This window comes from Sedimentibacter sp. (assembly GCF_032080165.1).
Taxonomy (GTDB): domain Bacteria; phylum Bacillota; class Clostridia; order Tissierellales; family Sedimentibacteraceae; genus Sedimentibacter.
The window spans coordinates 26,748-51,238 of sequence record NZ_DAMASY010000007.1 but is presented as its reverse complement, the minus strand read 5'-3'; the positions used below and the strand labels follow the sequence as shown (position 1 = coordinate 51,238).

The following is a 24,491-nucleotide window of genomic DNA, read 5'->3' as shown; positions in this document are numbered from 1 at the left end:
ATTTAATTCTGAAAATATAGTCCCCCTGCATGGTCTTCATGAGTATGTGTCATAAATACTGTTTTAATATCATCAATCTTATAACATCTTTTCTATGTTTCATGTAGTTCTTCTATTGAGCATGAACATAATTAATCATGTATGAATAGTATATTATGTACATCAACGCAAGAAGCCAAATATAGGAGGTTCTATATGAGTTACACTCATCCATATGGTCAGCCACAAGGAATCGCATATCTTAATACTAATAAATTAAGAGAGATATTAATAGCTGAAATTGATGCGATAAACGGCTATGAAGACCACATTGCAAATTCAAACATGGAAGACATCAATGCAGCTTGGGAAAGCATCATGGGAGATGAAAAAAATCACTATGGTATGATTCTTACTTTGCTTCGCAAATATGACCCTGCACAATATCAAGCATATAAAGATCATATAGGCAATAAATTAGGTCCTAAATCACCTATGCAAATATATGCACCAAATTACGAAAAGCAGATTATCTTGAATAACGTAAGAGAAGATATTAAAGGCGAATTTGAAGCTGTTCTCCTATATGAACAGCATTTAGCTACAATACCCTATTCTGATGTCAGATATGTATTGTATACAATAATTAACGATGAAAAGGGGCATGCTGAGCATTTAACACAATTGTTACTAAAATACGATACACAAAAATATAATGAGCTTGAATAAGAAAATATCAATCAGCTGTAATGATATGACGTATTGTTTCTAATGTACGCACAACAGGGAGCCTCTTTCTGCTCCCTGTTGACTTGTTACATAACTTCCGCTTCACTTTTATTTTATAGCCTATATCATATTTGCACAGTACTATAATGGCAGGTGTTATCATAGATGAAGTCCTTCAAAAACTAATCCTCGGAAATTCCGAATAGGAACCCTTCAGTACAGCCTGAATAAACACAACCCTGTCTGCATCTAAATTTGCTTATAATTATTTTACATCAAAAAATCGCTCCCATGTCTTTATGTCTTATCTATTAATTGCAGTTTGTAAGTCAAACTGTATCAGATAATCTTAATCCATTGTATACTCAGGATGATAATGTGAATTTTATACGACAAACCATGACGCATCTAACGGATCAACAGAATAACTTCATTGACCGGTCGTTTTGTCTGCTTTCCGCTGTTGCTTAAAAGCATACATCTGCTTATCAGCTTCATCTTTTACAGTATTTATACTATCACCCTTGTGGAATGGAGCATACCCAACAGAAACAAAAGGAAGTTCCTTTACTTTCTCTCGCTTTACTTCAATCCTGCTGCAGAACTCACTATTCATCATCCCTATATTGTGGGCATCCCAAAGGAGAACGCAAAATTCGTCACCACCTATACGATAGCAAAATCCATGTTTTCCATATACTTCCCATATGCACTCCGCTACACAAATCAGGCATTTATCTCCAATTAAATGGCCATAGGTGTCATTGACATGCTTGAAGTCATCAACATCAAACATAACCAATGTCATGTCTGTATTTAATACGGATGTCTTGCTGATATAGCTCTGATGGCTCAAAAGTCCGGTAAGTCCATCAACCTGGTGCCACAATTCATTGCAATAGGCATAATAGATAACAGACAGCATTGTGACACACAGCCATGTCACATGTACCGATGGATTGATAATCTGTACTGTGGTTCCAATTACCAGAAAAATCAGTAGCGCGTACAATAGCATGTGATTCCTGTTCTGATATTTCGTAGCCATTCTGAATGTTACCAGAAACAAGTATACTATGCCAATCAAGTATATGATAAGGTAGATGTTAAACAGCGGTCCCCTGGAATACACATTATTCGCATCAACGTAAAAAACCAGACCGAATGGTATAGAAACTGCCAAAAACAAATCATATGTTAAAATAGTAAAGAGCGATAGTTTGACTCTTTGTTTGAAGTTGCCAATAGATGCGCCAAACATCAGCGGAACAAGCGGGGTCAAAGCAAATCCCAGATAATTAAAAAGAATGTTCACCCATCGAAATTGTAATGCCGCTCCGTCAGCTACTACTGTGACAACCTCCGCAATGGAGATTAACCCAATAAGCATAAAGGAAATAATGAATCCGTACTTTTGCTTACCTTCCATCAATTCGTTTCGGAGTGCCATAATGCACATCAATGTCAGAATCAGTAAATCTATAATTGTTATATATAAAAAATAGTTATCCATTAGTGTTATTCCTTTGTTTTATCTTTGGCAGTCATATCCGGAATAGACAAAGACAATTGCAAACAGAATGAGCAACTCTTATCATTCACGGAGCTGCCGAGTCTGCTCATAATCTCCGTTAAAGGTTTTTGATGTCAGTCAAGGCTTTTTGAATATCCTTCATCACAAGTGATTGCATACTTTCCTTGTATCTTGTCGGGATGGTACACTGTAATGCGTTATCTATATCCTGTTTCAAATCAGGCTTGTATTTTGCAATTAAGGGCAGCACCTTGATGCACTGCCGAGCTGTAGGTTTATCGTCCACAATATACTTTAGGTATATATCAATTATTTCATCAATTGGCTCTTTTCCAAATATTAGCTTAGTGCAAAATCCTCGGGTAATCTGATTTCTTACTTCTTTTTCAGCGGCATTATAGTCAAAGGAATAAAGCACCGCCTGTCTGTTTCGCTATTTCTGATACTAAATTTTCGCACTTTGGAAAAGAGAATATTAAACAATCAGGGTATTTTTCATATATGCTATTTCCTTTCATAAAATCCGGTTTTATCGGTTGTTAGTTGTTACATGTGATATTGCTGCGGATAGTAAATAACCATACTTAATGTACATATTCCATCGCCGGTATTCTTATAACCATGCGGAATATCAGCTTTAAATCGTATTGAATTACCTGAAGTTACAATAATATTTCTGCTATTTATACTAATACTGACTTCACCTGAAAATACTGTTATAAACTCCTGAGTACCTTGTGGGTGTGCTTCCGCATTTAGATAGCCTTCTTCATCAATCTCAAGCGAATACATTTCAAACCTTCTTGTGCTGTCAAAAGGAAATATGGGATAGTTTCTAAATTTCCCGTCGTCACCCAAAAGAGGCTGTATCCCAGTTTTATCAACAAATTCAATATCAGCTTCCGGTCTGTTCATAAGTTGAGTAAAGGATATCTTAAGTCCATTTGAAATTTTCCATACTGTTGACACGGTAGGATTTACCTCTCCCCTTTCAATCTGTCCGAGCATACTTTTACTGACACCTGAAAGCTTTGCGACATTATCAAGACTTAGTTTTCTTTCTTCGCGAAGTCTTTTTAAATTTTTTCCAATAATAATATTCAATTTATTCAAATTTTTGTCCTCCGATCTATTGACGATATATCGCACGAATGATGCCATTATATTACACATATATAATATATTGGTTTATAAGTATATTATATCGCATAGATTTCAGGAGGTAAATATCTAATGCCAAATTTTTCAGCTTTTTTATCTTATGTCATTATAACAACTTTTACACCGGGCCCAAATAATATTATGTCCATGTCTAATGCAAGCCGATACGGATTTAGAAAAAGTTTACCATTCAACGTCGGTGTTTTTTCGGATTCTTTATAATAATTGCTCTGTGCAGCTTCTTCAGCATAACACTTTTTAATTTTATCCCTTCTATAAAGTCCATAATGACTTATATTGGTATTGCATATATTTTATGGCTGGCATGGAAGACTTATAAAAGCAAGCCTCATAGCATCGACAGAAATGAAAAGTATACAAACACATTTTTTACAGGATTCATTTTGCAGTTTGTTAATCTAAAGGTTATTCTTTACGGGATTACAACAATTTCAACTTTTATTATTCCTTACTATAAATCTGTGTTTATACTCACTATTTTTTCTATAATTCTTGCTTTTATAGGTTTTGTATCTACCTGCTGCTGGTCGCTCTTTGGTTCTATACTGCAAAAATTCTTTGAGAATCACAGTAAGGTTGTCAATACCGTAATGGCACTGCTGCTTGTATATTGCGCTGTTTCCTTGCTTTTTTGATTAATAGTCTTCTGTTAATTGATATAATGAAATCCACATTCATCTTATCGTGATAGATTTGATTTATTTTATATAACTCTATTCTTATTTCAGAGAAGCTTTAACAGGATGCCGTGTGCATAACAATCTTCTTTTGTGAAATGCGTCAATTTTATCCGACAAATCATTTATTAGGGAAATGCTGTGGCAAAGACATAATTGTTGCATAATATAGATTAAAGACAAGCCGTTGATAGCATATATTTTTTCAACGGAAGGGTTCAGGGTATGGAATAACTGATAATGGCATCGGAATTACAGATTAATCATGTACATATTTATCCAACCGACAAACAATCAAAGTTACACGAAAGGTAACTTTTCGCACGTGTGGAACCATGAGTGAACCTTTTTAGACAAGAAAACAAGGTTTTTAGTTGAAAATTACGGATTCTTTATTTTAATCCAATTTAGTATGTTTCGCACTATATTTGTATGAATATAAGTAATTTTCAATCACGCATTTTAAGATTTCTGTTTGTTCCTCTAAAGCTTCATATATCCCAAAACGCATAATAGACTATAGCTTTATAAAGGAGTTTTCTATGCTAAAAGAACTAAAACAAGAAGTTTTGCAAGGCAATACAACTGCCTGCCTCTTGCCCAACCATGGAGTTCTTGCCAGAGGAAAGAACTCCATGGTTGGGCTCACAAAGCCGCCGTATGTTATTTCAAAATTGCTGCTACCCTGCGTTCACAACATTAACGATACTCATTTTTTCAATTTTCTTTGTTGGTGAAATCACGGCAATAAAGGTCGTCAGTATTGCAGCCGAAATTACAACAATCAGAACCGCAAGCGGCGGCTGCCAAGGCTCTCCCCAATTCGATGTAATCAACATTCCAAAAAAGAAGCGGTGTAGAAGCAGCCCTAAAATGCCACCCGTTAGGCTGCCGGAAATGGCGTAAGCAGCAGCCTCGGCTGTTACCATTTTTTTAAGCTGTTTACCTGACATGCCTACCGCACGCATCATTCCATAATTACCTATTCTGCTTGAAACACTTGCATTTACCGTGTTGATAATGTTTATCAGAGCAACAAGTGCAATGACCATTAAAAATCCGTAGACAAATACCGCCATTGCGAAATAACCTGTGCGTACCTCGCTGTTTTGCTGCTGTAAATCCAGAAGTTTCATTTCCGGCGTAATCAGGCTTCTAACTTGCCCGGAAATGTCCTGGCTAACCTGTATATCAATAACCTTGTAGCTATCCACTCCGGTTAAGGCTGTGAAAGTGTTTTCAGAGCAAATGATAATCCATTCCCCATTAGACGAATCAATCGGTACATCGGAAACAATACCCGCAACCTGTACTTCATGCGGTTTCCCGTCGATGTTTAGTGTAATCATATCTCCAATCTGCCAGTTAAATTCCTGTGAATATCCGTAATCAACCAATACACCGCTGCCATTTTGCACATTGTCAATGCTGCCGGAAATAAGTGAATCTTTTGCCCATGCAAATTGAGGTTCATCATAGGAAACCAGTGTAGCCATATTGGTATCCTGCTTGTCATTTGCAGGAATGTCCGTGTAAAACATACGGCCATATATATTCTCAATATGCGGGAGTGCATTTATATCTTGTTTGAGCGAATGGTCGAGCAGAACGGTATCCTTATCCTGTGTTCCCTCAATGGATAAATCCGGCGCATAAGGCTTCAAGGGATTTAACGCATGGTTCATAAAGGTAATTAAGATTGTAAAACACAAAAACAAGACTATGCTGATTGCAAAAGAACCCGCAATCAATACCATGCTTTTTTTATTGGAGAAAGCGTGGCGAACACCCATTGCCGTATCCACATGGAACAGCTTTGTATTGGACGCTTTATTCACGGACTGATTATTCGTTTGATTGATATTTCCCGTTATAGCGGCCTGTGGGGATACCTTTGCGGCGCGCTTCGCGGGGGAATTGGAAGCTATCATTACTACCAAGACCCCTAATATCGTTCCGGCTGCAATCCCAAGCCAGCTTATTTGAAATGTCGGCATTGCAGGAAGATACTGCGAGTTGAGTTTGTTTAAGACGAGCATTGCCGCCCATAATACCACGCACCCGGACAACAGTCCAACGGGGATTGCTTTCGCACAATACCGCAAGCCCTCCAGCCGGATATACCGCTTTACCTGCTTTTTCGTAGCGCCAAGACAACGCAAAAGTCCAAAAAATTGTATTCTCTCCAATATGCTCATGTTGAAGCTGCTTGCAATCATAAAAATACCGGCCATAGCGACAAGAACAAACAGTATTCCGGCCGTAAGATATATTTCCTGCATAGTCGTGTCGTTTGATTGCCCCATTAACCCAAGAAGCATGACGTTTGTGGAAACCTGTTCGTCACCCACGCTATATTTTGACTTAATATCTGCAATCGCTCCATTGATGTTCACACTATCGCCGAATTGAACATAATAATATTCTTTGTATAAATCGGCGGGCAGCGCGCGCATACCCTCTGTTGATAACTGCAAACCGTGAGCGTCCGACCCTTTCAGGGTGGAATAGTCCCCAAAAGTCCCGGTAATCGTATACTGCCGCACTTGACCATCAGGAAAGGTAATTCCTATCGTATCTCCAATGGAAAGGCCGAATTGTTCAAGTCCCTGCCTGTCAAGCAAGGCCTCCTGCGCTGTAACAGGATAATTGCCCTCGGTAACGACCATGTTCATTTGCTCGGCAAGTTCTTTGCTGCTGCTCTGCACAACCAATTCTTTCCCCTGATAGGTTGTTTCATCGGCCAAGCCCAGCCAGCTTGATACGTTCACATCATCACGGCCGCTTATTTCTTCCGCTGTGCTGTCTGATATATCCGTAAATATAGCATGCCAGTTACCATATCGGCGGATAGTTTCCTCTGTTTGGGATTTCAGGCTCATATCAGCCATGCCGAAAATCGCGGTTATCAGCATGACAGACAAGGCGATACAAACCACCGTCAGCCTATTTTTCTTTTTGTGTGCTTTCACATATTCTGGAACAAGACCAAGATAACTATTCATTCAGCGTATCCTCCCAAATCGGTTAATACGCCGTCCGATACTTGCAGTACACGGTCAGCCGTGGAAGCAATACTACGATTATGCGTAATCATGATGATTGTCTGTTGGTAGCGTTTGGACGCTGTTTTCAGAAGCGAAATTACCTCGCCCGAGTTTTGACTGTCTAAATTGCCGGTTGGCTCGTCCGCAAGTATCAACATGGGGCGGGTAATCAGAGCGCGGCCAATCGCCACACGCTGTTGCTGCCCGCCAGATAACTGCCGGGGTAGGTGTCCGCGCCTGTCCTGCAAGGAAAGGACTGTCAATATTTCCTCCACATACCCCTTATCCGGCTTTTTATAGTCGAGCAGTACGGGAAAAGTAATATTCTGCTCAACATTGAGTTCGGGAATAAGGTTATATGCCTGAAAGATAAAGCCTATATTACGACGACGAAAAATAGTAAGTTTTTCATCGTTCATGCGGAATATATCCTTGCCGTCTATCAGAACATTCCCGGACGTAGGCGTATCTAACGCGCCTATCATATTTAAAAGTGTGCTTTTTCCGGAACCCGACTCACCGACAACAGCCACAAATTCCCCTTTGGGAACTGAAAAACTGACATTCTTTAATGCGTTGACTGCAGCTTCCCCTGTACCATAGGTTTTGTTAATAGCATTTACTTCTAATAAATTCATTGTATATCCTCCTCATTTGAAAGGTAGGGTAATACTCTTATCTTACTCTCACATGAATTTCCGCTTACATTTTAGTAAGGTTAAGAAAACTTAAAACAAATATGCTTCCTTTACCCAAAGCACTGTCCACTGTGATATTACCATCATGTGCTTCTACGATTGTTTTTGCAAGCGGCAGTCCAAGGCCGATACCTTGCGTATCTTTTGAAAAGCGGCTGCGGTAAAATCGTTTAAAAATATGGTGTAAATCTTCCGGGTGTATGCCGCTTCCATTGTCCTTTATGGTTATATGCGTGACGGCCAGGAGTTTCTTCCACTCAACCGTAATCTGACTTCCTGCATTCGTATGATCCAGAGCATTTTTTACAATGTTACTGATGGCTTCTGTTATCCAATCTTTGTCACAAAAAAGCTCAATATTATCTGGTCCTGACAAGGTGATGATTTTCTGTTCCTCATTGGCGCGAAATTCAAAATGCTGATAAATATTATTTATCATATTCGCTATGTTTTCAGGTGCCTTTTTTATAACAATAGCCCCTGCGTCTAACTTCGTAATTTTCAAGAGGTTTTGAACGAGTATTTCAATTCTTTCAATCTCTTTTTCTGACTTTACTGCAAATTCTTTCATAGCGGCAATATCTTCTGTTTCGTCCTGTAAAAGTCCGTTGTAGATAGTGAGGGCGGCGAGCGGTGTTTTTAGCTGATGAGAAATATCGGAAATAGTACCTTTCAAAAACTCTTTTACTTTCTGTTCTTTTACTGCATGAGCATTGAGCGCCGTAGCCAATGTGTTTACTGCATGGAAAAGCTTGTACAGGCTGCCTTCCTTGTCGCAATCAATTCGGATATCTGTATTTCCCGAAAGGTATAAATTAATTTGAGATATAGCTTCTTCCATAATCTGATTTTGCTTACGAAAATAGAGAAAGCAAACTCCTAAAATGCACAATGCAGCAAGCAAAGACAGGATTAGCATAGCAAGGTTCACTGTGCCGTAAAACAACCATACAAATAACTGTAACAAAAGGATAAAACCACCCAATATGTACGATATTGTAACAAAGAAATTTTTAATATCCTTATTGGTAAAAATCTTCACCTGCCCACCTCAATTCAATACATTCCATTTATACCCCATGCCTCTGACGGTCAGCAGCATTTGCGGGTCACCCGGATTGTTTTCTATCTTCATTCTCAGCCTGCGAATATATACCGCCAATGTATTATCGTCCACATAGTTACCCTCACCGTCCCAAAGCTTATCCAGAATTTTTTCTTTAGATAGTATGATGTTGGGATTTTGCATGAGCAGACAAAGCAATCGGTACTCGGCTGTTGTCAAATCCAAAAGTTGCCCATCTTTATAGACTTGTCCTTGCAGCAATAAAACTTTTATTCCATTGGATATTATCTCCGTATCCACCTTTCCAAAGTTCTTTACCCTCCGAAGCAAAGCGTTAATTCTCGATATGAGAACACCCAATTTAAAAGGTTTAGTGATATAATCGTCGCCGCCAATATCAAGCCCTGTAACAATATTCATTTCTTCATCTGACGCAGTCAAAAAAATAATCGGCACTTTGGATACCTGACGTACTTTTTGACAAACTTCAAAACCAGAACCATCCGGCAAAGATACGTCCAGAATCAATAAATCGTATTTACCATCTGTCCAAATGGTATTGGCTTCTTTTACAGTTCGGGCGATATTTAATTCAAAACCTTGTCTTTTTAATAAATAGGAAAGCCCATCAATTAGGCTTAAATCATCTTCGAGAAGTAATATTCTATTCATTTATTTTCTCCTTTCTCCGTCCGTCAATGCTTACTCAAGTTATAAGTCTACATTTTTTCGCTTTTTAGATTAAGAAGTTTAGCAGGTTCTTCTTATTATTGTTCAGCACCCGGTGCTCCTTCTATTTTAGGAGCTGGATGCGTCTTAATATACTCAAGTGCATTATAGATTTCTTCTGACGCATCTGCACGTGTAATTTTGCCTTTGGGGTTAAATTTGCCTTCGTCATCCAGCTTAACTACACCATATACAAGCGCACGCTGTATGGCACCGCTGTAGGTAATTGTTAGTTGATCCTCATCTGCAATCTCTGCTGGTATAAGATTGATCATTGGAAGATTAAAATGTCCTTCCATTGCTTTAATTAAGTGGTATGTAAATTCTTCGCGCGTCCATTCCTGATTTGGATCCAGATCCCTTGAAAAATCGAGTCCATTCACTGCAGCAATTATTAGTGCATTTGCATACCAGGCATTGTCGTCTGCCTTTGAAAAATAATCAGTCGCTTTTGGCTCTTTTGCGAATTTTACCAGATCAAGATTCAGTTCAAAGGCATTAACAAAAAGTTGTATGCCTTGCGGCGCTGTGATCTCAGCATTAGGAGCAAACAGGCTGTTACTGACTCCTTTTACATATCCTTTTTCCTGCAGCATAATTATTTTCTCTTTTGCAGCAGTATTCTCCAAGTCTGTAAATGGATTTACTGCCGCATAAGCTTGTGCCGCAAAAGTAAATGTTATTGCGGTAGCAACAGTAAAAGATACAATTTTGGATTTAATATTCATATTCAACACCTCGTATAAATTAATTTGTATGGAATTACACTGCCTTCTAATATGGACGTAAATTATAGCAATTAGTTCCGCGATATTTTACGTATATACAACAAAAGTTGAATGCAAAAGTAAATTCCGATTAATATTTGCTGCCTGTTTGAAGTTATTCTAATAATTCAGGCTTCGGACATATATCATCAGGTTAGATATATGTGAAACCAAGTTTTTCTAAAGCATTCATATTAAATGACTGCATGACCAGCTTCATGGATGTCAGGCCGTGAAGTTTTGGTCTTCTGTTGTGCTTTATTTTGTGTTCTTGAATATATCGCTGATTTGGTAGCGCTAATAAGCTAATATCTCATAGCCGTCATTAGTGACTAAAACCATAACTTCCCATTGGGCTGATGGCATTCCATCTGCCGTATAAATTGTCCAGCCATCATTATCATCTGCAAAAATTTCATCAGCTCCCATGTTAACCATTGGTTCAATCGTAAATACCATGCCCGGGACTAAAAGCATTTCTGTTCCTTTTTTTGAAACATAGCTTACCCACGGTTCCTCATGAAATTGCAAACCAATACCATGTCCGCCTATTTCCTGTACAACCGTATATCCATTACTCATAGCATGTTCATGTACAGCTTGCCCCATATCGCCTAAAAATCCCCACGGCTTTATTTGTGCTAATCCTAATTCAATGCATTCCTTAGCCACATCCACCAGTTTCTTTTTTTCAGGACTTACATTTCCGATACAAAACATTCTTGATGAATCCGAAAAAAATCCATTGTATATTGTAGAAACATCAATATTTATAATATCTCCGTCTTTCAGCAAAACATCGCTTGATGGTATGCCATGGCATACTTGATCATTGATTGATGTACATACGCTTTTAGGAAAACCTTCAAAATTTAGTGTTGCTGGGATTCCACCCAAAGCCACCGTTTTTTCATAAATCAAAAGATCAATTTGTTCTGTTGTCATTCCTATATGCAGCTGTTTAGATATGAAATCTAAAACTGCTATATTGATTTTTCCACTTTCTCTAAGCCCAATAATTTGTTCTTGATTTTTTATGATTTCTCTGGGCGGAATAATACAACCTTGGGTTTTGTACCATGATATCTTTTCATCAAAAGACTCATGACATTTTTTATACTTAATTCCGCTGCCACACCAACAAAAATCATTTCGTCCAATTTTTTTTAACATTAAAAACACTCCTTACATTTACTGAGGAGTGTTCAAATATCTATTTGAGCTTTATCAAATGTTAAGATTTCAGGCAACAATTTACGATATTGAAAGGGTGTATAGCCATAAACACGCACAAAAGCCCTTGTAAATGCTTCATGTGATGAAAACCCATATTGTATAGCAATGTCAATAATTCGATACTTCGTTTTCTGTAGCGCCACCGCTGCCATACTTAATTGCCGCTTCTGAATATAATCTTTGAATGAAACACCGACATATTCGTGGAACTTAGTAGAGCAATAACAAGGTGAATACCCCACAAAATCGGACATTTTTTCTAACGTTGGACATTCTTCTAAATTTTCTTCAACCCAATTTACCATATTTTCAATTGTTTTAATAGACAATCCTGTTCACTCCCTGCCGTTATATTATATCTTCTTTTATATTCGAAACTTGATTACAGTTTCAATTTTTTATCCCTGTCAAATTTTAAGAATATTATAGCTCATTGGAGAGCAAAAAGAAACAGACAAAATTTTTGCAGAAATTTGTCTGTTTCTTTTTGCTTGTGTTATTTGATCAATTTGTATGCGAATTTTATCAAAATATATATGAGCGCTTTTTGCCTTTTATCTTTAAGCTATATCCTGTGAAACTTCTTGCAGCACCGAAAAAGGCAGAGCCACTGTATATACAGAATCTGGCCGTCCTTGTGCAAAGCCGGAAGCTTTGCTTCCTTTAATGCTGTTGAAATCTGTTTTTTTGTCAGAAAGGAATTTTTCCCGAACAAGCCGTGCTTCATGGAATGCTCCGTAAATTTTTTATAGGCAATATAATCTTTTTTCTCAACATCCGGATTTTTTTTATGAGAAAGATGGAGCAGCACCGAATCCACCGAGGGTTTAGGGTGAAAGTCCTCCTTTTTGAAATAATAAATGATTTCCAAATTCCAGTTTGATTTCAGAAGCAAGGACTTGGTATTTTCCCTTGGAACGCCTATAAATCTTTTCGCCGTACCCTTTTCCATTACAAGCCATATTTCGTCAGCCGGATTTGAGGCCTCGGTCAGCTTATCTACAATCCGGGTTGTAATAGAATATGGAATGTTGGAAAAAACCTTATATTTTCCTTTCTTCGGCAGGCTGTACTCTAAAAAGTCACCGTTTATCAGCCTGATATTCTTAATATTTTTCAATTTTTCCGATGATTTTTCAAATAAATTCTTATCAATCTCGACAGAATACAAATATCCGCATTTTTCGCCCAGAACCCGGGTAAGATGGCCCTTTCCCGTTCCGATTTCAATGACAGTATCTTCGCTGTTTATATTGCTTAAATCCGTAATCTTTTCAATCAGACGCCTTTTGGTCATGAAATTTTGTGAAATCCAGTAGACTGCCTGATTTAGTTTATTATAATACGACATAAATCCTCCTACGTTTTTTATTACTTTAAATAGTTAAAGGCAATAAAAAATGCAGGCAAACAGACAGTCTCAGCCTACACATTACATGGATATCAAAAGAACTGATATGAAATACCAGCAAATTAAAAAATGAGTATCTATCCGGAAAAATGAGTACGCTAAAATTCCTGTCCATTTCAGGCCTTTCTTTTTTATTGCCGTACTTATCTTAGTCGAATAGCTGCTGACATTCTCATACCTCCAAAATTATTTGAATTAATTATAGCATCTGTAGAATAACAATGCAAATGCCAAAATTGTACAGACGGATATAGCACATATTCAGCAAGCCATTACTTAGCTTATTGAAATCAACTCAATAAGAGGTAAATATTGGCTTCATTATGCTCTTTGGACTAATTCAAAATTTTTTCTCTCACAGTTTTTATAATTGTATTAGTTAATTTTTTAATATCTTCGTTATTTATACGATAAACTGATGTATCTTTACGAGTAGGTTTCGGATCAGAAGGCAATAAATCAGCAATATGCAAATCTATGAGTGCAATAGGTTCCTTCCCTACTCTTTTTTTTAACTCACCTGCTAGTTTTTGGTTTTCACCATCGGCTCCGCCGCTTATTGAAATGAAAGCATATCTACATTGATTTGTTTTAAGGCGCTTTAAGTATGCGCGAAGTGGTGTCGCCACCTGTCCTATCCATACCGGGCAAAAAGGAGAATCAAATCATAATTCTTTAGTCTGTCGGGTGTTGGTTGTACCTGTGGTGTTCTGTTGAAAATTATATCCAGGACAATGGAACCCATAGTCCTATATTTAGGTTCTTTAATTTTTATGTGCTCCCCTGCAAATTCTTCAGCTATACTGTTGGCTAAAGCTTCGTTGTTACCGGTTAATGAGTAGGAAATAACAGCAATTTTCATGGAAAATCCTCCATTCTAAATATTTTTATTTTCATTCTTATATCTTCTGTTGATCCTGATTATATCCCATCAGATATAATGGTAGATTATTCTTTTTTAGAGCAATCCATCAAGCCTTTCATTGTAAATTCCGCTAAGTATTCTAAAACTTGTGGAAAATATTTGAACCCAATCTCTTCCTTGTGTGTTTCTACATTGACTAAAGCAGAAAAAATAGCCATAATCATCTCAGCTTCAATATCGTTTCTCACTTTCCCTTCAATCTGCCACTTCTCTACTATCTCTATAAAACTGTCATATAGAAAAGCAACACTATCAAACCCGTTTTCTTCACGGAAATCTTGTTCAATTTTATTAAAAACATCTTTGTTATACCATTCCTTTAAGATGGGATTTGAGGTCATACCCTTAATATTCAGATACATAATTTCCTTCATGACATTAATGGGGCTGGCTTCCAAATTAACGGACTCCATGATGTTCTTTTTCAGTTTCACGTTTTCTTCCAAATAAATCTCCATAAACAGTTTATCTTTTGAAGGATAATAGCTATAAAAAGTACCGGTAGCTATACCAGCCATTTTTGTTATTTCAGCAACATTTGTATCTTTAAAACCTTTGGAGCTGAACAACGCTCTTCCACATTTTAGAATATCCGCCTTTTTATTATTCATCAGTTACCTCCCTGTATTTGCAAACATCTCTTTCTATTTATGTTTAACCATCTTACGGCCGCAAAAATCAAAAAAACATCCCATAAACTTTTTTATTGGTCCTATCGAAGTATCATAATAATAATCAGACTCAAACCAACCTTTATCTCTATAATAGTAATAATCAAAGTATCTCACATCAAAGGACTGAATGCTTGTTCTCGTCATTCTGAACAACATCAGTCTAAAGAATGAAGGCGTTGCCGGTGTTGAGCGAATAAGACCTTTATAAAATTTCTCAGAGGATTTCTTGATTTCCTGTTTTAGCTTTTCCTGCTGAAGTTCAGTCATTGGTTCCAGTGTCGACACACAACTACCCTTTGTCACATAAAATCCAAAGTTCGCTCCCATTCTTTCCAGATATTTTAGAATGTCATTTCCGCCAAAAATACCCTGCGTAACAATTGCTGTAAAAGTCTTGCCAAAGAATCTTGGCCTGTGTAATATATAGGCAAACCGGTCAAAAAAGTTCTTCATACGAGCTGATACCTGAAATGCATAATTCGGAGTGGCAAAAATTACGCCGTCCGAATGTTCCATCTTCTCAAGCAGTATATTCCTATCATCTTTTAGGGGACAACATTCTTCTCCCCTATCAAAGCATAGCTTGCAGCCTTGGCAAAATTCCAGATGATACTCACTTAAGAAAACATACTCAAAATCGAATTCATCATATTGCTTAAAATTCTTTTCAAATTCCTGAATTGCCTGATAGGTTGATTTTTTGCGTGCGCTTCCTATAAAAGCAGTTATTTTTTTCATTTAAGGTATCACCTCACAATTATAGAGTATCCACATTACAATATGAATGAATAATTTTTTATTCATTCATATTGTAACATGGATATATATTGCAGTCAATACTTAATATATGTTTAGTTCTACTATGTTTAGTTCCACTATGTTTAAGTATAATTTCTTCTTCACCTAAAGGACTGCAATATGATTTCAGCTAATTATAGATTCTTGAGAATTCAGTCTAATACAACCCGAGAGGAACTTTTTAAAGAAATTTCTCACGGGTTGTAAAATTATGGGCACTCCCCCCGGCAGGTTATCCCGCTAAGCTTTTCGCCTATTCAGTTTGTTGCCCGGTAAGATCATCTACGTCTGGGGCATCCATATTCTCATCCGGGTAATCCATATCCTCGTTCAGCTCACCCGCATCCTCATTCAGCTCATCCATATCCTCGATGGTACGGACGATGTAACAAGCGCGGATTTGGTCATTGCCCTTGGTGTCTACATATACTTCGTAGCAATCTACAACATATGTGCCTGCCGCGTTGTCATTGATAGAGAACATTTCTACAAAAATAATATTTGAACCATCCGAATACAGTTCTGTAACGGTAATGGTCAAATTGTTTGTGTTGCCAATGAGTTTCTCAATGGAAGCAGTTGCGGATGTAGTTTTGTACTGTGCCGTTACCGCCAGGTCTTCGCTTACTTCGGAGAAATCAACATTCCAGCCGATGAAGAACCAGCCTTCTCTTACCGGGTCATCCGGGGATATGGCGGCTTCACTATGAATTACTTTCTGCTCATTCAGCACGGTGCCGTCCCAATCCATGAAGGTTACGCTGTGTATAGGCAACAGCTCTATACTCAGGCTGGATTGATTTCCGGTAGGAATGGTGATGGTTTTACTTACAAAGCCATCTTTCCAGAAGGTCATTTGTTTGGCACCGTTCAAACAGAGGTAGGTGAATTCTCCGGACTCACTTGAGGTTTGGATGCCACCCATTCCATTACTGTTGACATACTGGATTCTTACATCATCCACTGGTTCGCCGGTAGCGGCGTTGATAACCGTACCTGATACGGTATTGCCGCTGCCCGCTGCGACTAAGTCCAGGGTATTGGAGGTAAAGGCATTACGTAAGAACACCCTGGTGGTATCTACCGAGAATGGCCTGGTGCAAGCGCTTATATATCCTGGTCTGCTCACCTCGATGTAATACTGGCCCGGCGCCACATTGCGGATTAGGTCATCGCCGTTGGCAGTGCCTACGCTATTAACCGGGCTGCCAATAGCGTTACCGTCCATGTCTCTCAGCTGGTAGACATGCTCAGTGCTTTTCGTTGCGGTACGGAGATGGACGTCCTGAGTCGTGGTAAGGGTGACGTTCCTGTTGCTTACATTGCCATTGAGCATGAAATTATATCCGCCGCCAACACCATATGTGGCACTGTTGCCTGGGTATACACGATCGCTTGGGTCAATCCCGTACAGCATGCCCAAGTTTAGCTTAAGATTGTCTAAGTGTAATTGGGTGCCGTAGCCATCTGCTTTAACAGCCACCGCGGCGAACGGTTTATCCATACTATCCGTACTGGCCTGGACCGAATAGGTGCCGTCGGCGTTCGTGATAGCTGGCCCGCCCAAGATTCTGTAAGCATTGCCGATGCTCACAATATACACTTCCGCACCGGCCAGCGGTACCGCGCCGGAGCCATCGGAATTAGCACTGCCATAGATGGTGCCGCTAACCGTAAAGGTTTCTCGATCCAGCTTCAGTTTCTCAACAGTGGTATTGGTGGAGACATCGAAAACAGCCGTGCTGCCTTCAACATATTTAGGTTTGTTGGCCCTTAGATAATAGCCGCTGCCCGCAGGCACGCCTTTTATGCTATAGTTGCCGTTCCAATCGGATTTTGTGCTGGCAATCATGATGCCGGCGCTGTTATACAGATCAACCACCGATTCCACACCTATAAAGGTACCGGACACAGGACCGGGGGTGCCACATGTAATTTTGCCACTTAATGTATATGTATGTACAGGCCCCACCGTGACCTTACCGCCGGTGCTCTTGATATCATTGGAGGAGAGGTTATTGCTGTTGTTAGTGTGGAAGGCGGCAAAAGTACCGTCGCCAACTGTACCCACTCCATCGAAGCCGGGATCGCCCGCTACGAGCGTACGGCCGCCGTAGTCGATCAGTTTGACGTCCGCAATAGTACCCTTTATCGTATATTCGCCTGACGCTGCCCCCTCTTTGGTCTTGAATTGCAGACTGAGTATACTATCCTTGTCAACCATTTTGCTGCCGGTGCCCGTAACAACGAGTTTGCCGCCGGCCGCATCAGTAGTATCCACATTGTAGGTGAAGGGAGCGGTACCTGCCGACACATACTCTAAGTTGTCGGCGTCAAATTCAACGCTCATGGTAAAGCCGGATATGCCGCCCGGCACGGCCAGAGGAGTTCCGACACGCGTGGCATTTTCTGGCGTACCTGTGGAGTCATTTCTGGTAGGTCCGCCCAGAGTGGTGAGGTTAAAATCCACATCAAAGCTTTGATTGGCCGTCACAAAATTATCGGAGGCATTCAGCATACCCAGATAAACATGCTTCGCGGCGCTGGTGCCTGCAGGTAAGCCCGTATAAGTGACCGTTACGTTGTCGTAAAAATCATTAGAGGAATTGACCGTAACGGTCAGGCCGATATTGACATCCGTCCAGGAGGCGGTGCCTCCCACGCGCAGGCCATTGTTGCCAGTCATCACTTTAAAGCCGCCCGCGCCATGGCCGGTTTCCCATGTGGGGTTGGCGATATAGCTGACCACCATGCCCTGGCTACTGGCAGCCAATCCTGTATCCTGACCTTTAGGCATACCGTCGGCGCCCAGCGTCTTACGACATTCCAGCGCATAGAAGGTGGGGAAGGATTTGATAGCATTAGTTTCACCGCCCAACCAGGGATTGGTGAACCAGTCGTACCAGTTATAATTTGTTTTATAGGGATTCCAGCCGTTGTTCCAGTTGATGCCAAAGGTGTCGCGGGTACGGAATTCCTTGGGTATCAGCACCATTCTGGTCTCAATGTTAGGGTCATCGATATAGCTGCCGCCATCGCCCGGATAGCTGCCCAGAGCGCGGATGTTGAAGGTCTTGGTCTCACCTGGCAGAATCGTTATAATCTCATCGTCATCGATCCAGCCCATACGGTATTTACGCCAGGCAGGCAGGTCAGGCGAATTCGTGGTCATGCTGCTCATAACGCCCCAGTTGCCAGCACCGCTGCTGGTGCTTTCGCCATTGTTTGTACCCATCCAGCCATAGCTATAGTCGTCAAACAAGCCCATACCGTGGCCAAACTCATGCGCCGTGGTACGGACGGCCGTCCTGGGGGCGCTGGCGGTATAGTTACCGTTCGCGCCTTGGCCCCAAAGACCTTTGACGCCGAAGACGCCTGAGCCGACCACACGGCCGCCCTTGGTCTTCACGCCCGGCTCGTGCCGGAATTGACTGTCGCGCTGCAGCATCGCCTGGTCTTGATATGAAAAAGATGTCTCCATGCCGCCGCCGCCCTGTAAACCGGCGCGGTGACCGAAGGCAGTCATAGGCAGGATAGTGTAAATAAAGTCAATATCCTCGATGTCCAGATCGGATATGTCACGATAGGCCGCGTCGATGCCCGCCTGATGTATCCTGCCGAACTGGCGGTAATCCTCGCAGTCGGCGGGTCCCTGCAAAGTGTATTCCAACATCGGCCCGTCAATATGGAACCAGGGCCACTTATCGTTTTCCGGATCAAGACCCTGCTCAACCGCCAACCGCTCGTTGAGGCATTCTACCTCTACTTTACATCTCCCCATGGACATCGCTTCCACCAGCTCAACCAGCCCTTTGTATTGATTGGAGCCGGTACCGTTCCAAGTGAATTTGTTGTTGAACATTAAGCCATCGGATCCGTAGAAGATGCTGGTATAATAAATGTCCGGGTCGCTTAAGTCATAAACCGAGTTGTTACTGGTAAACACGTTTCTATGAATACCGTAGGGGACGTATACATCCCCGGGCAGATCGTTAAAGTCCGCGGCGATTACGTAAATCTTAATCGTATCCTTATTCACGGGGGCAAACATAGTGCCGCCGCCTGCGAAAAACGGGTCTATCACACCATTGGTCATGACCTCGTTTTTGCCGAACTCCCGAACGGTGACGGCGTTTTCGGTGCAGTATTCCTCAGCGTGAGGCGCATCAACAACGAACTGGCGGGCTATATCGCCGTCTGCCTTGGCGGCAAATAAGTCCGGGAATTTTTCCAGATTATCCTGTAAGCTTTGATTTCCCCCCTGAACGGCAGGTAGGGCAAACGAGGTCTGGAATGTTCCAATAATCATTATAAAAACTAATAATAATGATATTATTTTTTTATACATGTCTTATTCCTCCTAAAAATTAGGTTCATTACGTTAATTTGATGGATTTTAAAAAATCATATCCATTTCTTTATCTTTTTTGACGAGAGTACCACGTTTTGCACTCTCGTCAGATTGAGATTTCGGATAAGGTCGCGTACTCTTTACTCGACAATATAGCAGTCGCGGATCTGAGTGTTACCCTTTGTATTTACATATACTAAATAATCGCCTACTTCGTATGTTCCTTCCGTATTGTCATTAATTGAGAAGGTTTCTGTGTAAACATTTACCATACCATAAGACAATTCTTCTCTAACCGTAATCGTCAGTTCGTTTTTGTTGCCTTCAACCTTTTTAACGATAGCGGCAGGAGTCAATTCGATGCCAACCGGCCTCAAGCTTACTTCTACTTCAGCGTCCATTTCCACCGGCCACTCAAGGCGCAGTCTCACTGTGGCAACACCGGATGCGATTTCTTCGAAGGACCAGAAGGTGAAATATGTCAGCTGGTCGTCTACATAAATTTCGAAGCTGGTCGGCGCGTTGTCCATAGTGATCGGGGTGTCGTAACCGGTAAACTCGAATTCTACCAGGTTAGCACGCACTCCACCGTCAAGGGTGACATTGCTGATCTCGCCTTCCACCGGCGTTACAAGAGCGATAAGCTCGTCAGATCTTTGCGGCCTTTGTACGCCTCCCTGTCTGAAGAACGGATGCTCCTGGCTCTCCGTTGGGGAAGGATCCGCCGGGTTATATGGATGCTGCACAAAGTCGAATATATAACCTGGAGTAGCGGGGTCTTTGACATATTCAAGTCCCCATACGTTCGGGGTATTCCAGGATATCCAGTTGACCAGCGGGTTGTGATATCCGGTATAAGGGTTATCGCGTGCGATTTCGTGGATTGATGAACCCCAGGCGATAAGGTTGTCCTCGTCGCGGCCGTTAGACTTCCAATCCGCAAATTCAGGATATGTTTCTGCCAGAAGCTCCCAGTCCTCAGGTATTACTCTGTAGTCCGGGTCGCCTACGCGAGGCTCTCCGTTTTCGTCGTAATACCACATTCCCAGGTCGCCGTTAAAGAAGCCCCTCTTGAATACTTCAAAATCGTACGGATCATAGCGGAAGAACTCTTCGCGGCTGTTGATCGGCGTCCAGGTGCCGTCATGCACGCCCATGTATTGTTCGCGCATAGCGCCGCCCCAATAGGTAGTACCGGTGGAATACATTTCGGTGCGGGCACCGAGGTAAGCACTGGCGTTGAACTGGTCAAAGTATCTTCTTCCGTTGTTCGCGTGAATCGCGCTGGCATGCGCACTGGCGATGTCCCGGTTGATGTAGTTCGCGTAGCCGCCGGTACCGGTATAACTGTCCCAACCGTGTCCACCTTCATGCAATACGAGGTTTTCGTTTTTGTATCTTGAAAGCATTGTGTCTTTCTTTATGAGCACTTCGTCAGACTGGAAGATATTGCCGCCCCAACCTTCAACGTAAAGGCTCTGATGGAAGCTGCTGTTAATTTGGTTTCTGTGGCTTGGCTGCATTGCCGGATGGTGGCCGTATTGCTCGCCCGCCACAATCTGCATTCCTCCGCCAGCGCGTACCGAGCCATCAATTATTTTTTGTCCGGTGTTACTGTAAGTGATCGGGGTTTTATTCGGCGTGCTGTACGTAGGCTGATGGAACTGGTCTAACTCGCCGCCCATCATGTCGTACGTAACTGTTTCGTTATTTAACATTACGGATTCATACATATGACCGGCGGCCATCATGGTATCCAGCGTCACGACGGAATCGGCGTAGATGTAGAATCCGGTGAGTGCGGTACGGTAAACGCTGCCTACCCAAGGATTGAATTCCGCTTGAACTCTCGGTTTTCCGAGGCTGTTGCCTGCCCAGTCCCTGACGTCGGCGCTGCCTGTGAAGGCTACCTCAACTTTGCCGTTAAGGCCAGCGCCGCGAGTGATAGCGTCTTCTAAGCTAACATATTCGCCTCTTTCAAGCGCGTTTGCCCCGGGCGCCTGGCTATTGGAAATCCAGCCGCCAGCGTCCACTTTGCGTTCGTCAATGTCTCCCTGCGTAAAGCCGGAGAAAGATCTGCCGTATGGCAGGCCATTGTCCAAACGGTTATTGCTGCCGGTTGTCGTCAGGGTAATGGTATCCCACGCGTAACCGCCTATACTGCCTGGGGTGATTTCCCTGCCGTCTATGTAGATGCGCCAGTTGCTCGCAGTTACCGCGTTTCTTATGGTGCTTACCGGGCGGTTAAACTTAACTTCAAGCTGGTTGTTAGAAATAACGTGAGCGTGCTCGATTTTCAGCGGCTCATACTCATGGACGCCGCTGTTTTCGTCGGCATAGTAGTTATCAGGCTGACTGCGCCAGAACCAAGGATGCCTGGTCTTCATGGTGTCGTCCGTGAAACTGCCTGTCTGGCCAGAAGGTCCGGAGAAATAGAGGAATCTGCCGTGTACACCGCACATTACGCGGTATAAAGCGTGGTCATACTCATATAATTCTGCTCGGGTATTTACCGGGAATCTGTCATATTTAAACTCGTCGGATTCGTCAATAAGCTCATGATGAACCATCGCTCCATATATGTAATAATTCGCCAGTCTTTCTTCTTTCGACAGGGTCATATCCATCATAATGGTATCAGGCCACAAGCCTTTCTCCACCGCTTCGTCATAAGCTCTTTCAAGCCAGATGTCGTAACGGTACTCGTCCCATTCGTCAAACTGACCAATCGGGAAAAGCTTGCTGCCCTGCAGTACCCCGAATTCATAGTACAGACGGAAGAAATCCTCGCCGAAATCGAAATAGTCTCTTCTCGGACGGGCTGGAAGCTCGCCTGACACTGCGACTTTATTGCCTTCGGTGTCGATAACGCTGTCATGCCGCATTACTTCGTCGGCGGTAGTTACGATAATAGGCTTATCCATGCTGCCAGATATGCCGACGCGGGTATAAGTGTCGTCGGTTTCGCCGTATTTATAAAGCTCGCGGTAAGCGGGCGCTTCATAAACGGATTGGGTTCCTCCGAGCACATGGAACTGCATTCCGGCTAAATTGGCCGGTATGTTCAGATATTCGGAGCGGCCGACAAAGCTGTTGGTGCCTTCACTCATCTGCTTTGTTACATAGTCAGTATTATATTGCTGATTGGTGTCCGAAAAGCTGTTACTGGTGGAATTGCCTGCGCCGGCGGCTCCCCAGGTATACAACATGCTCATATAGCCCTGGTTAACTTCCTCGTAGAACGCCTTCCAATTAGCGGTTTTTGTTACTTCGTTCACTACGACCGTTACTCTCGCTGCTGCAACGGGACCCAAATCTTTTTGCGTATCCGGGAAACGCGCGTTTGTACGTCTCTGTTCGCGCGGACGTCCGACTTCAAGCGCCTCATTCAGGCGGACGTTGACAACACCGCCGCGGTCACCGTATGGGCCGAAATCGAAATAGGAAAGATATTCCCATTCGACGGGGGCGCCGTCAACTTTAATAGTAAAAATATCTTGCGCATCGGCATTGTTTAACACTTCTTCATTGAATTCAATTTCGATTTCATTACCTGTGATCAAAAAGACGTTACCAAGATTGCCAGTGATGGCGCTGGAGGTGGTTGAAGTGGTTTCTGCAACAGAATCGACGTCTTCCGCAAACACCGTGGCATCATAAGCCGCAGAGGAAAAAAGCAGTACCATACCAAAAAGCACCAGAAATAGTAAAGATGTTTTTTTCAATATTATCACTCCTTTTAATAAAATATGAGCCATGATCAATAACTGCACATATAAATATGCAGGGTTGGAGGCATGACCGACCTCTTTGTCACTACAAATTTATAGCAACAATCAGCCTCGTTTGATATAATTAAGTTGTGAAAATTAATAAACCTAAGGAGAGCTGATTATTATCTATCGTCCACCCGGTGTTTCTTACCCACATAGTTAACGTATTCATTTAAATTAACAAAGTGTTAAGTAATTCTATACTCTTTAATATAAATGCAAATACGATACCATATTTTTCAAAAAATGTCATAATTTCTGTATGCTCTATTTTTAAGACCTGATTATAAAAATATTTTGTACCGAAGCATTTAAAGTAAATATTCCTAAAAATACTAAGCTTATAACTGTAAGAAAATCGGGCACTATATGTCAAAATAATTGTCACTTGTCATGTAAATCGGCATATGCTTGATGATATATGTACTAAAAATTCAAATTACATAAGGTAATAAAACTACAGTAAATAAATTCATCAATTTATGAAATTTAATATAATGCTAAGCTCCATATTTAGGTAAAACATCATACAAAAAAGGAAACGATTTCCGTTTCCTTTTTATTAAATGTACTACTCATGATTAGAAGCCTCAAACTTTATTTAAATATCTCCATCTTGTTCCTCCTTTTAAATCGAAAACATTTTATATCTTGTATAGGTATGACATATAGTTGAGTTTACACTTTTGGGGTCAAAAAATAAACTGCTGCAAATGTAGCTTTATGTAGCTTGTTTTTCTGATTTATGTTTTTATTTATTATAGCATAATTAAATCACATTTAAAAATTTTTTCAAAAAAACAAAACCGCCCCTGCGAACCATTTTACCTTATGGTCCGGGGGCGGATTATCCATTAGCAGCAGGTGATATTATAAGCTATCTATCAAACACCATAATTGAAATAACTCAATAAT

The 24,491-nt window shown here is 41.2% G+C and carries 19 protein-coding genes and 1 pseudogene; 2 read left to right on the top strand and 18 right to left on the bottom strand.

All coding sequences use genetic code 11. From position 1 onward, the window contains the following. Window positions 1-2: 2 nt before the first annotated feature. A complete protein-coding gene (locus tag RT412_RS17175) occupies window positions 3-77 on the bottom strand; it encodes a hypothetical protein (RefSeq protein ID WP_398439352.1) in 75 nt (24 codons plus the stop codon). 118 nt (window positions 78-195) lie between these two features. Between RT412_RS17175 and RT412_RS10990 the strand changes: the two genes are divergently transcribed. Beyond that, window positions 196-708: a ferritin-like domain-containing protein gene (locus tag RT412_RS10990; RefSeq protein ID WP_313344677.1), complete on the top strand. Its 513-nt coding sequence runs from the start codon at window positions 196-198 to the stop codon at window positions 706-708. Window positions 709-1,138: 430 nt separating this feature from the next. On the opposite strand, the gene RT412_RS10985 is transcribed toward RT412_RS10990, so the two are convergent. From RT412_RS10985 to RT412_RS10975, 3 genes and pseudogenes are all read right to left on the bottom strand, one after another. Continuing rightward, entirely contained in the window at window positions 1,139-2,221 is a 1,083-nt protein-coding gene (locus RT412_RS10985) for a GGDEF domain-containing protein (protein ID WP_313344674.1), read from the bottom strand. Window positions 2,222-2,339: 118 nt separating this feature from the next. Next, window positions 2,340-2,741, bottom strand: a pseudogene (locus tag RT412_RS17170) (hypothetical protein). 47 nt (window positions 2,742-2,788) lie between these two features. After that, window positions 2,789-3,355, bottom strand: coding sequence for an XRE family transcriptional regulator (locus RT412_RS10975; protein WP_313344671.1), 567 nt, complete (start codon window positions 3,353-3,355; stop codon window positions 2,789-2,791). A gap of 335 nt (window positions 3,356-3,690) precedes the next feature. On the opposite strand from RT412_RS10975, the gene RT412_RS10970 reads away from it, so the two are divergent. Next, the gene (locus RT412_RS10970) at window positions 3,691-4,059 is read left to right on the top strand and encodes a LysE family transporter (protein WP_313344668.1); all 369 of its coding nucleotides are present in this window, start codon (window positions 3,691-3,693) and stop codon (window positions 4,057-4,059) included. Between the two features lie 722 nt (window positions 4,060-4,781). On the opposite strand, the gene RT412_RS10965 is transcribed toward RT412_RS10970, so the two are convergent. From RT412_RS10965 to RT412_RS10900, 14 genes are all read right to left on the bottom strand, one after another. Further along, window positions 4,782-7,106 carry an ABC transporter permease gene (locus tag RT412_RS10965; protein WP_313344665.1) on the bottom strand — a complete coding sequence of 775 codons (2,325 nt, stop codon included), beginning with the start codon at window positions 7,104-7,106 and terminating at the stop codon, window positions 4,782-4,784. Then, complete coding sequence (locus tag RT412_RS10960; RefSeq protein WP_313344662.1) at window positions 7,103-7,786, bottom strand: ABC transporter ATP-binding protein; 684 nt, start codon at window positions 7,784-7,786, stop codon at window positions 7,103-7,105. The genes RT412_RS10965 and RT412_RS10960 overlap by 4 nt, the downstream gene beginning before the upstream one ends. A gap of 64 nt (window positions 7,787-7,850) precedes the next feature. Next, window positions 7,851-8,888, bottom strand: a complete 1,038-nt coding sequence (locus tag RT412_RS10955) for a HAMP domain-containing sensor histidine kinase (protein WP_313344659.1) — start codon at window positions 8,886-8,888, stop codon at window positions 7,851-7,853. A gap of 9 nt (window positions 8,889-8,897) precedes the next feature. Then, a complete protein-coding gene (locus tag RT412_RS10950; RefSeq protein ID WP_313344656.1) occupies window positions 8,898-9,584 on the bottom strand; it encodes a response regulator transcription factor in 687 nt (228 codons plus the stop codon). Window positions 9,585-9,679: 95 nt separating this feature from the next. Beyond that, window positions 9,680-10,369: an S-layer homology domain-containing protein gene (locus RT412_RS10945; protein ID WP_313344653.1), complete on the bottom strand. Its 690-nt coding sequence runs from the start codon at window positions 10,367-10,369 to the stop codon at window positions 9,680-9,682. Window positions 10,370-10,705: 336 nt separating this feature from the next. Then, entirely contained in the window at window positions 10,706-11,581 is an 876-nt protein-coding gene (locus RT412_RS10940) for a methionyl aminopeptidase (RefSeq protein ID WP_313344650.1), read from the bottom strand. A 32-nt stretch (window positions 11,582-11,613) separates the two neighbouring features. Continuing rightward, a complete protein-coding gene (locus RT412_RS10935; RefSeq protein WP_313344648.1) occupies window positions 11,614-11,973 on the bottom strand; it encodes an AraC family transcriptional regulator in 360 nt (119 codons plus the stop codon). Window positions 11,974-12,209: 236 nt separating this feature from the next. Further along, a complete protein-coding gene (gene erm, locus RT412_RS10930; protein WP_313344645.1) occupies window positions 12,210-12,995 on the bottom strand; it encodes a 23S ribosomal RNA methyltransferase Erm in 786 nt (261 codons plus the stop codon). A 395-nt stretch (window positions 12,996-13,390) separates the two neighbouring features. Continuing rightward, window positions 13,391-13,684, bottom strand: coding sequence for a hypothetical protein (locus tag RT412_RS10925; RefSeq protein ID WP_313344642.1), 294 nt, complete (start codon window positions 13,682-13,684; stop codon window positions 13,391-13,393). Window positions 13,685-13,689: 5 nt separating this feature from the next. Continuing rightward, complete coding sequence (locus RT412_RS10920) at window positions 13,690-13,917, bottom strand: hypothetical protein (protein ID WP_313344639.1); 228 nt, start codon at window positions 13,915-13,917, stop codon at window positions 13,690-13,692. Window positions 13,918-14,003: 86 nt separating this feature from the next. Continuing rightward, window positions 14,004-14,591, bottom strand: a complete 588-nt coding sequence (locus RT412_RS10915; RefSeq protein WP_313344636.1) for a TetR/AcrR family transcriptional regulator — start codon at window positions 14,589-14,591, stop codon at window positions 14,004-14,006. A gap of 33 nt (window positions 14,592-14,624) precedes the next feature. Then, window positions 14,625-15,392, bottom strand: a complete 768-nt coding sequence (locus tag RT412_RS10910) for a flavodoxin family protein (RefSeq protein ID WP_313344633.1) — start codon at window positions 15,390-15,392, stop codon at window positions 14,625-14,627. A gap of 313 nt (window positions 15,393-15,705) precedes the next feature. Beyond that, the gene (locus RT412_RS10905; RefSeq protein ID WP_313344630.1) at window positions 15,706-19,800 is read right to left on the bottom strand and encodes a hypothetical protein; all 4,095 of its coding nucleotides are present in this window, start codon (window positions 19,798-19,800) and stop codon (window positions 15,706-15,708) included. A 143-nt stretch (window positions 19,801-19,943) separates the two neighbouring features. Then, window positions 19,944-23,528, bottom strand: coding sequence for a hypothetical protein (locus tag RT412_RS10900; protein ID WP_313344627.1), 3,585 nt, complete (start codon window positions 23,526-23,528; stop codon window positions 19,944-19,946). Window positions 23,529-24,491: the final 963 nt, after the last annotated feature.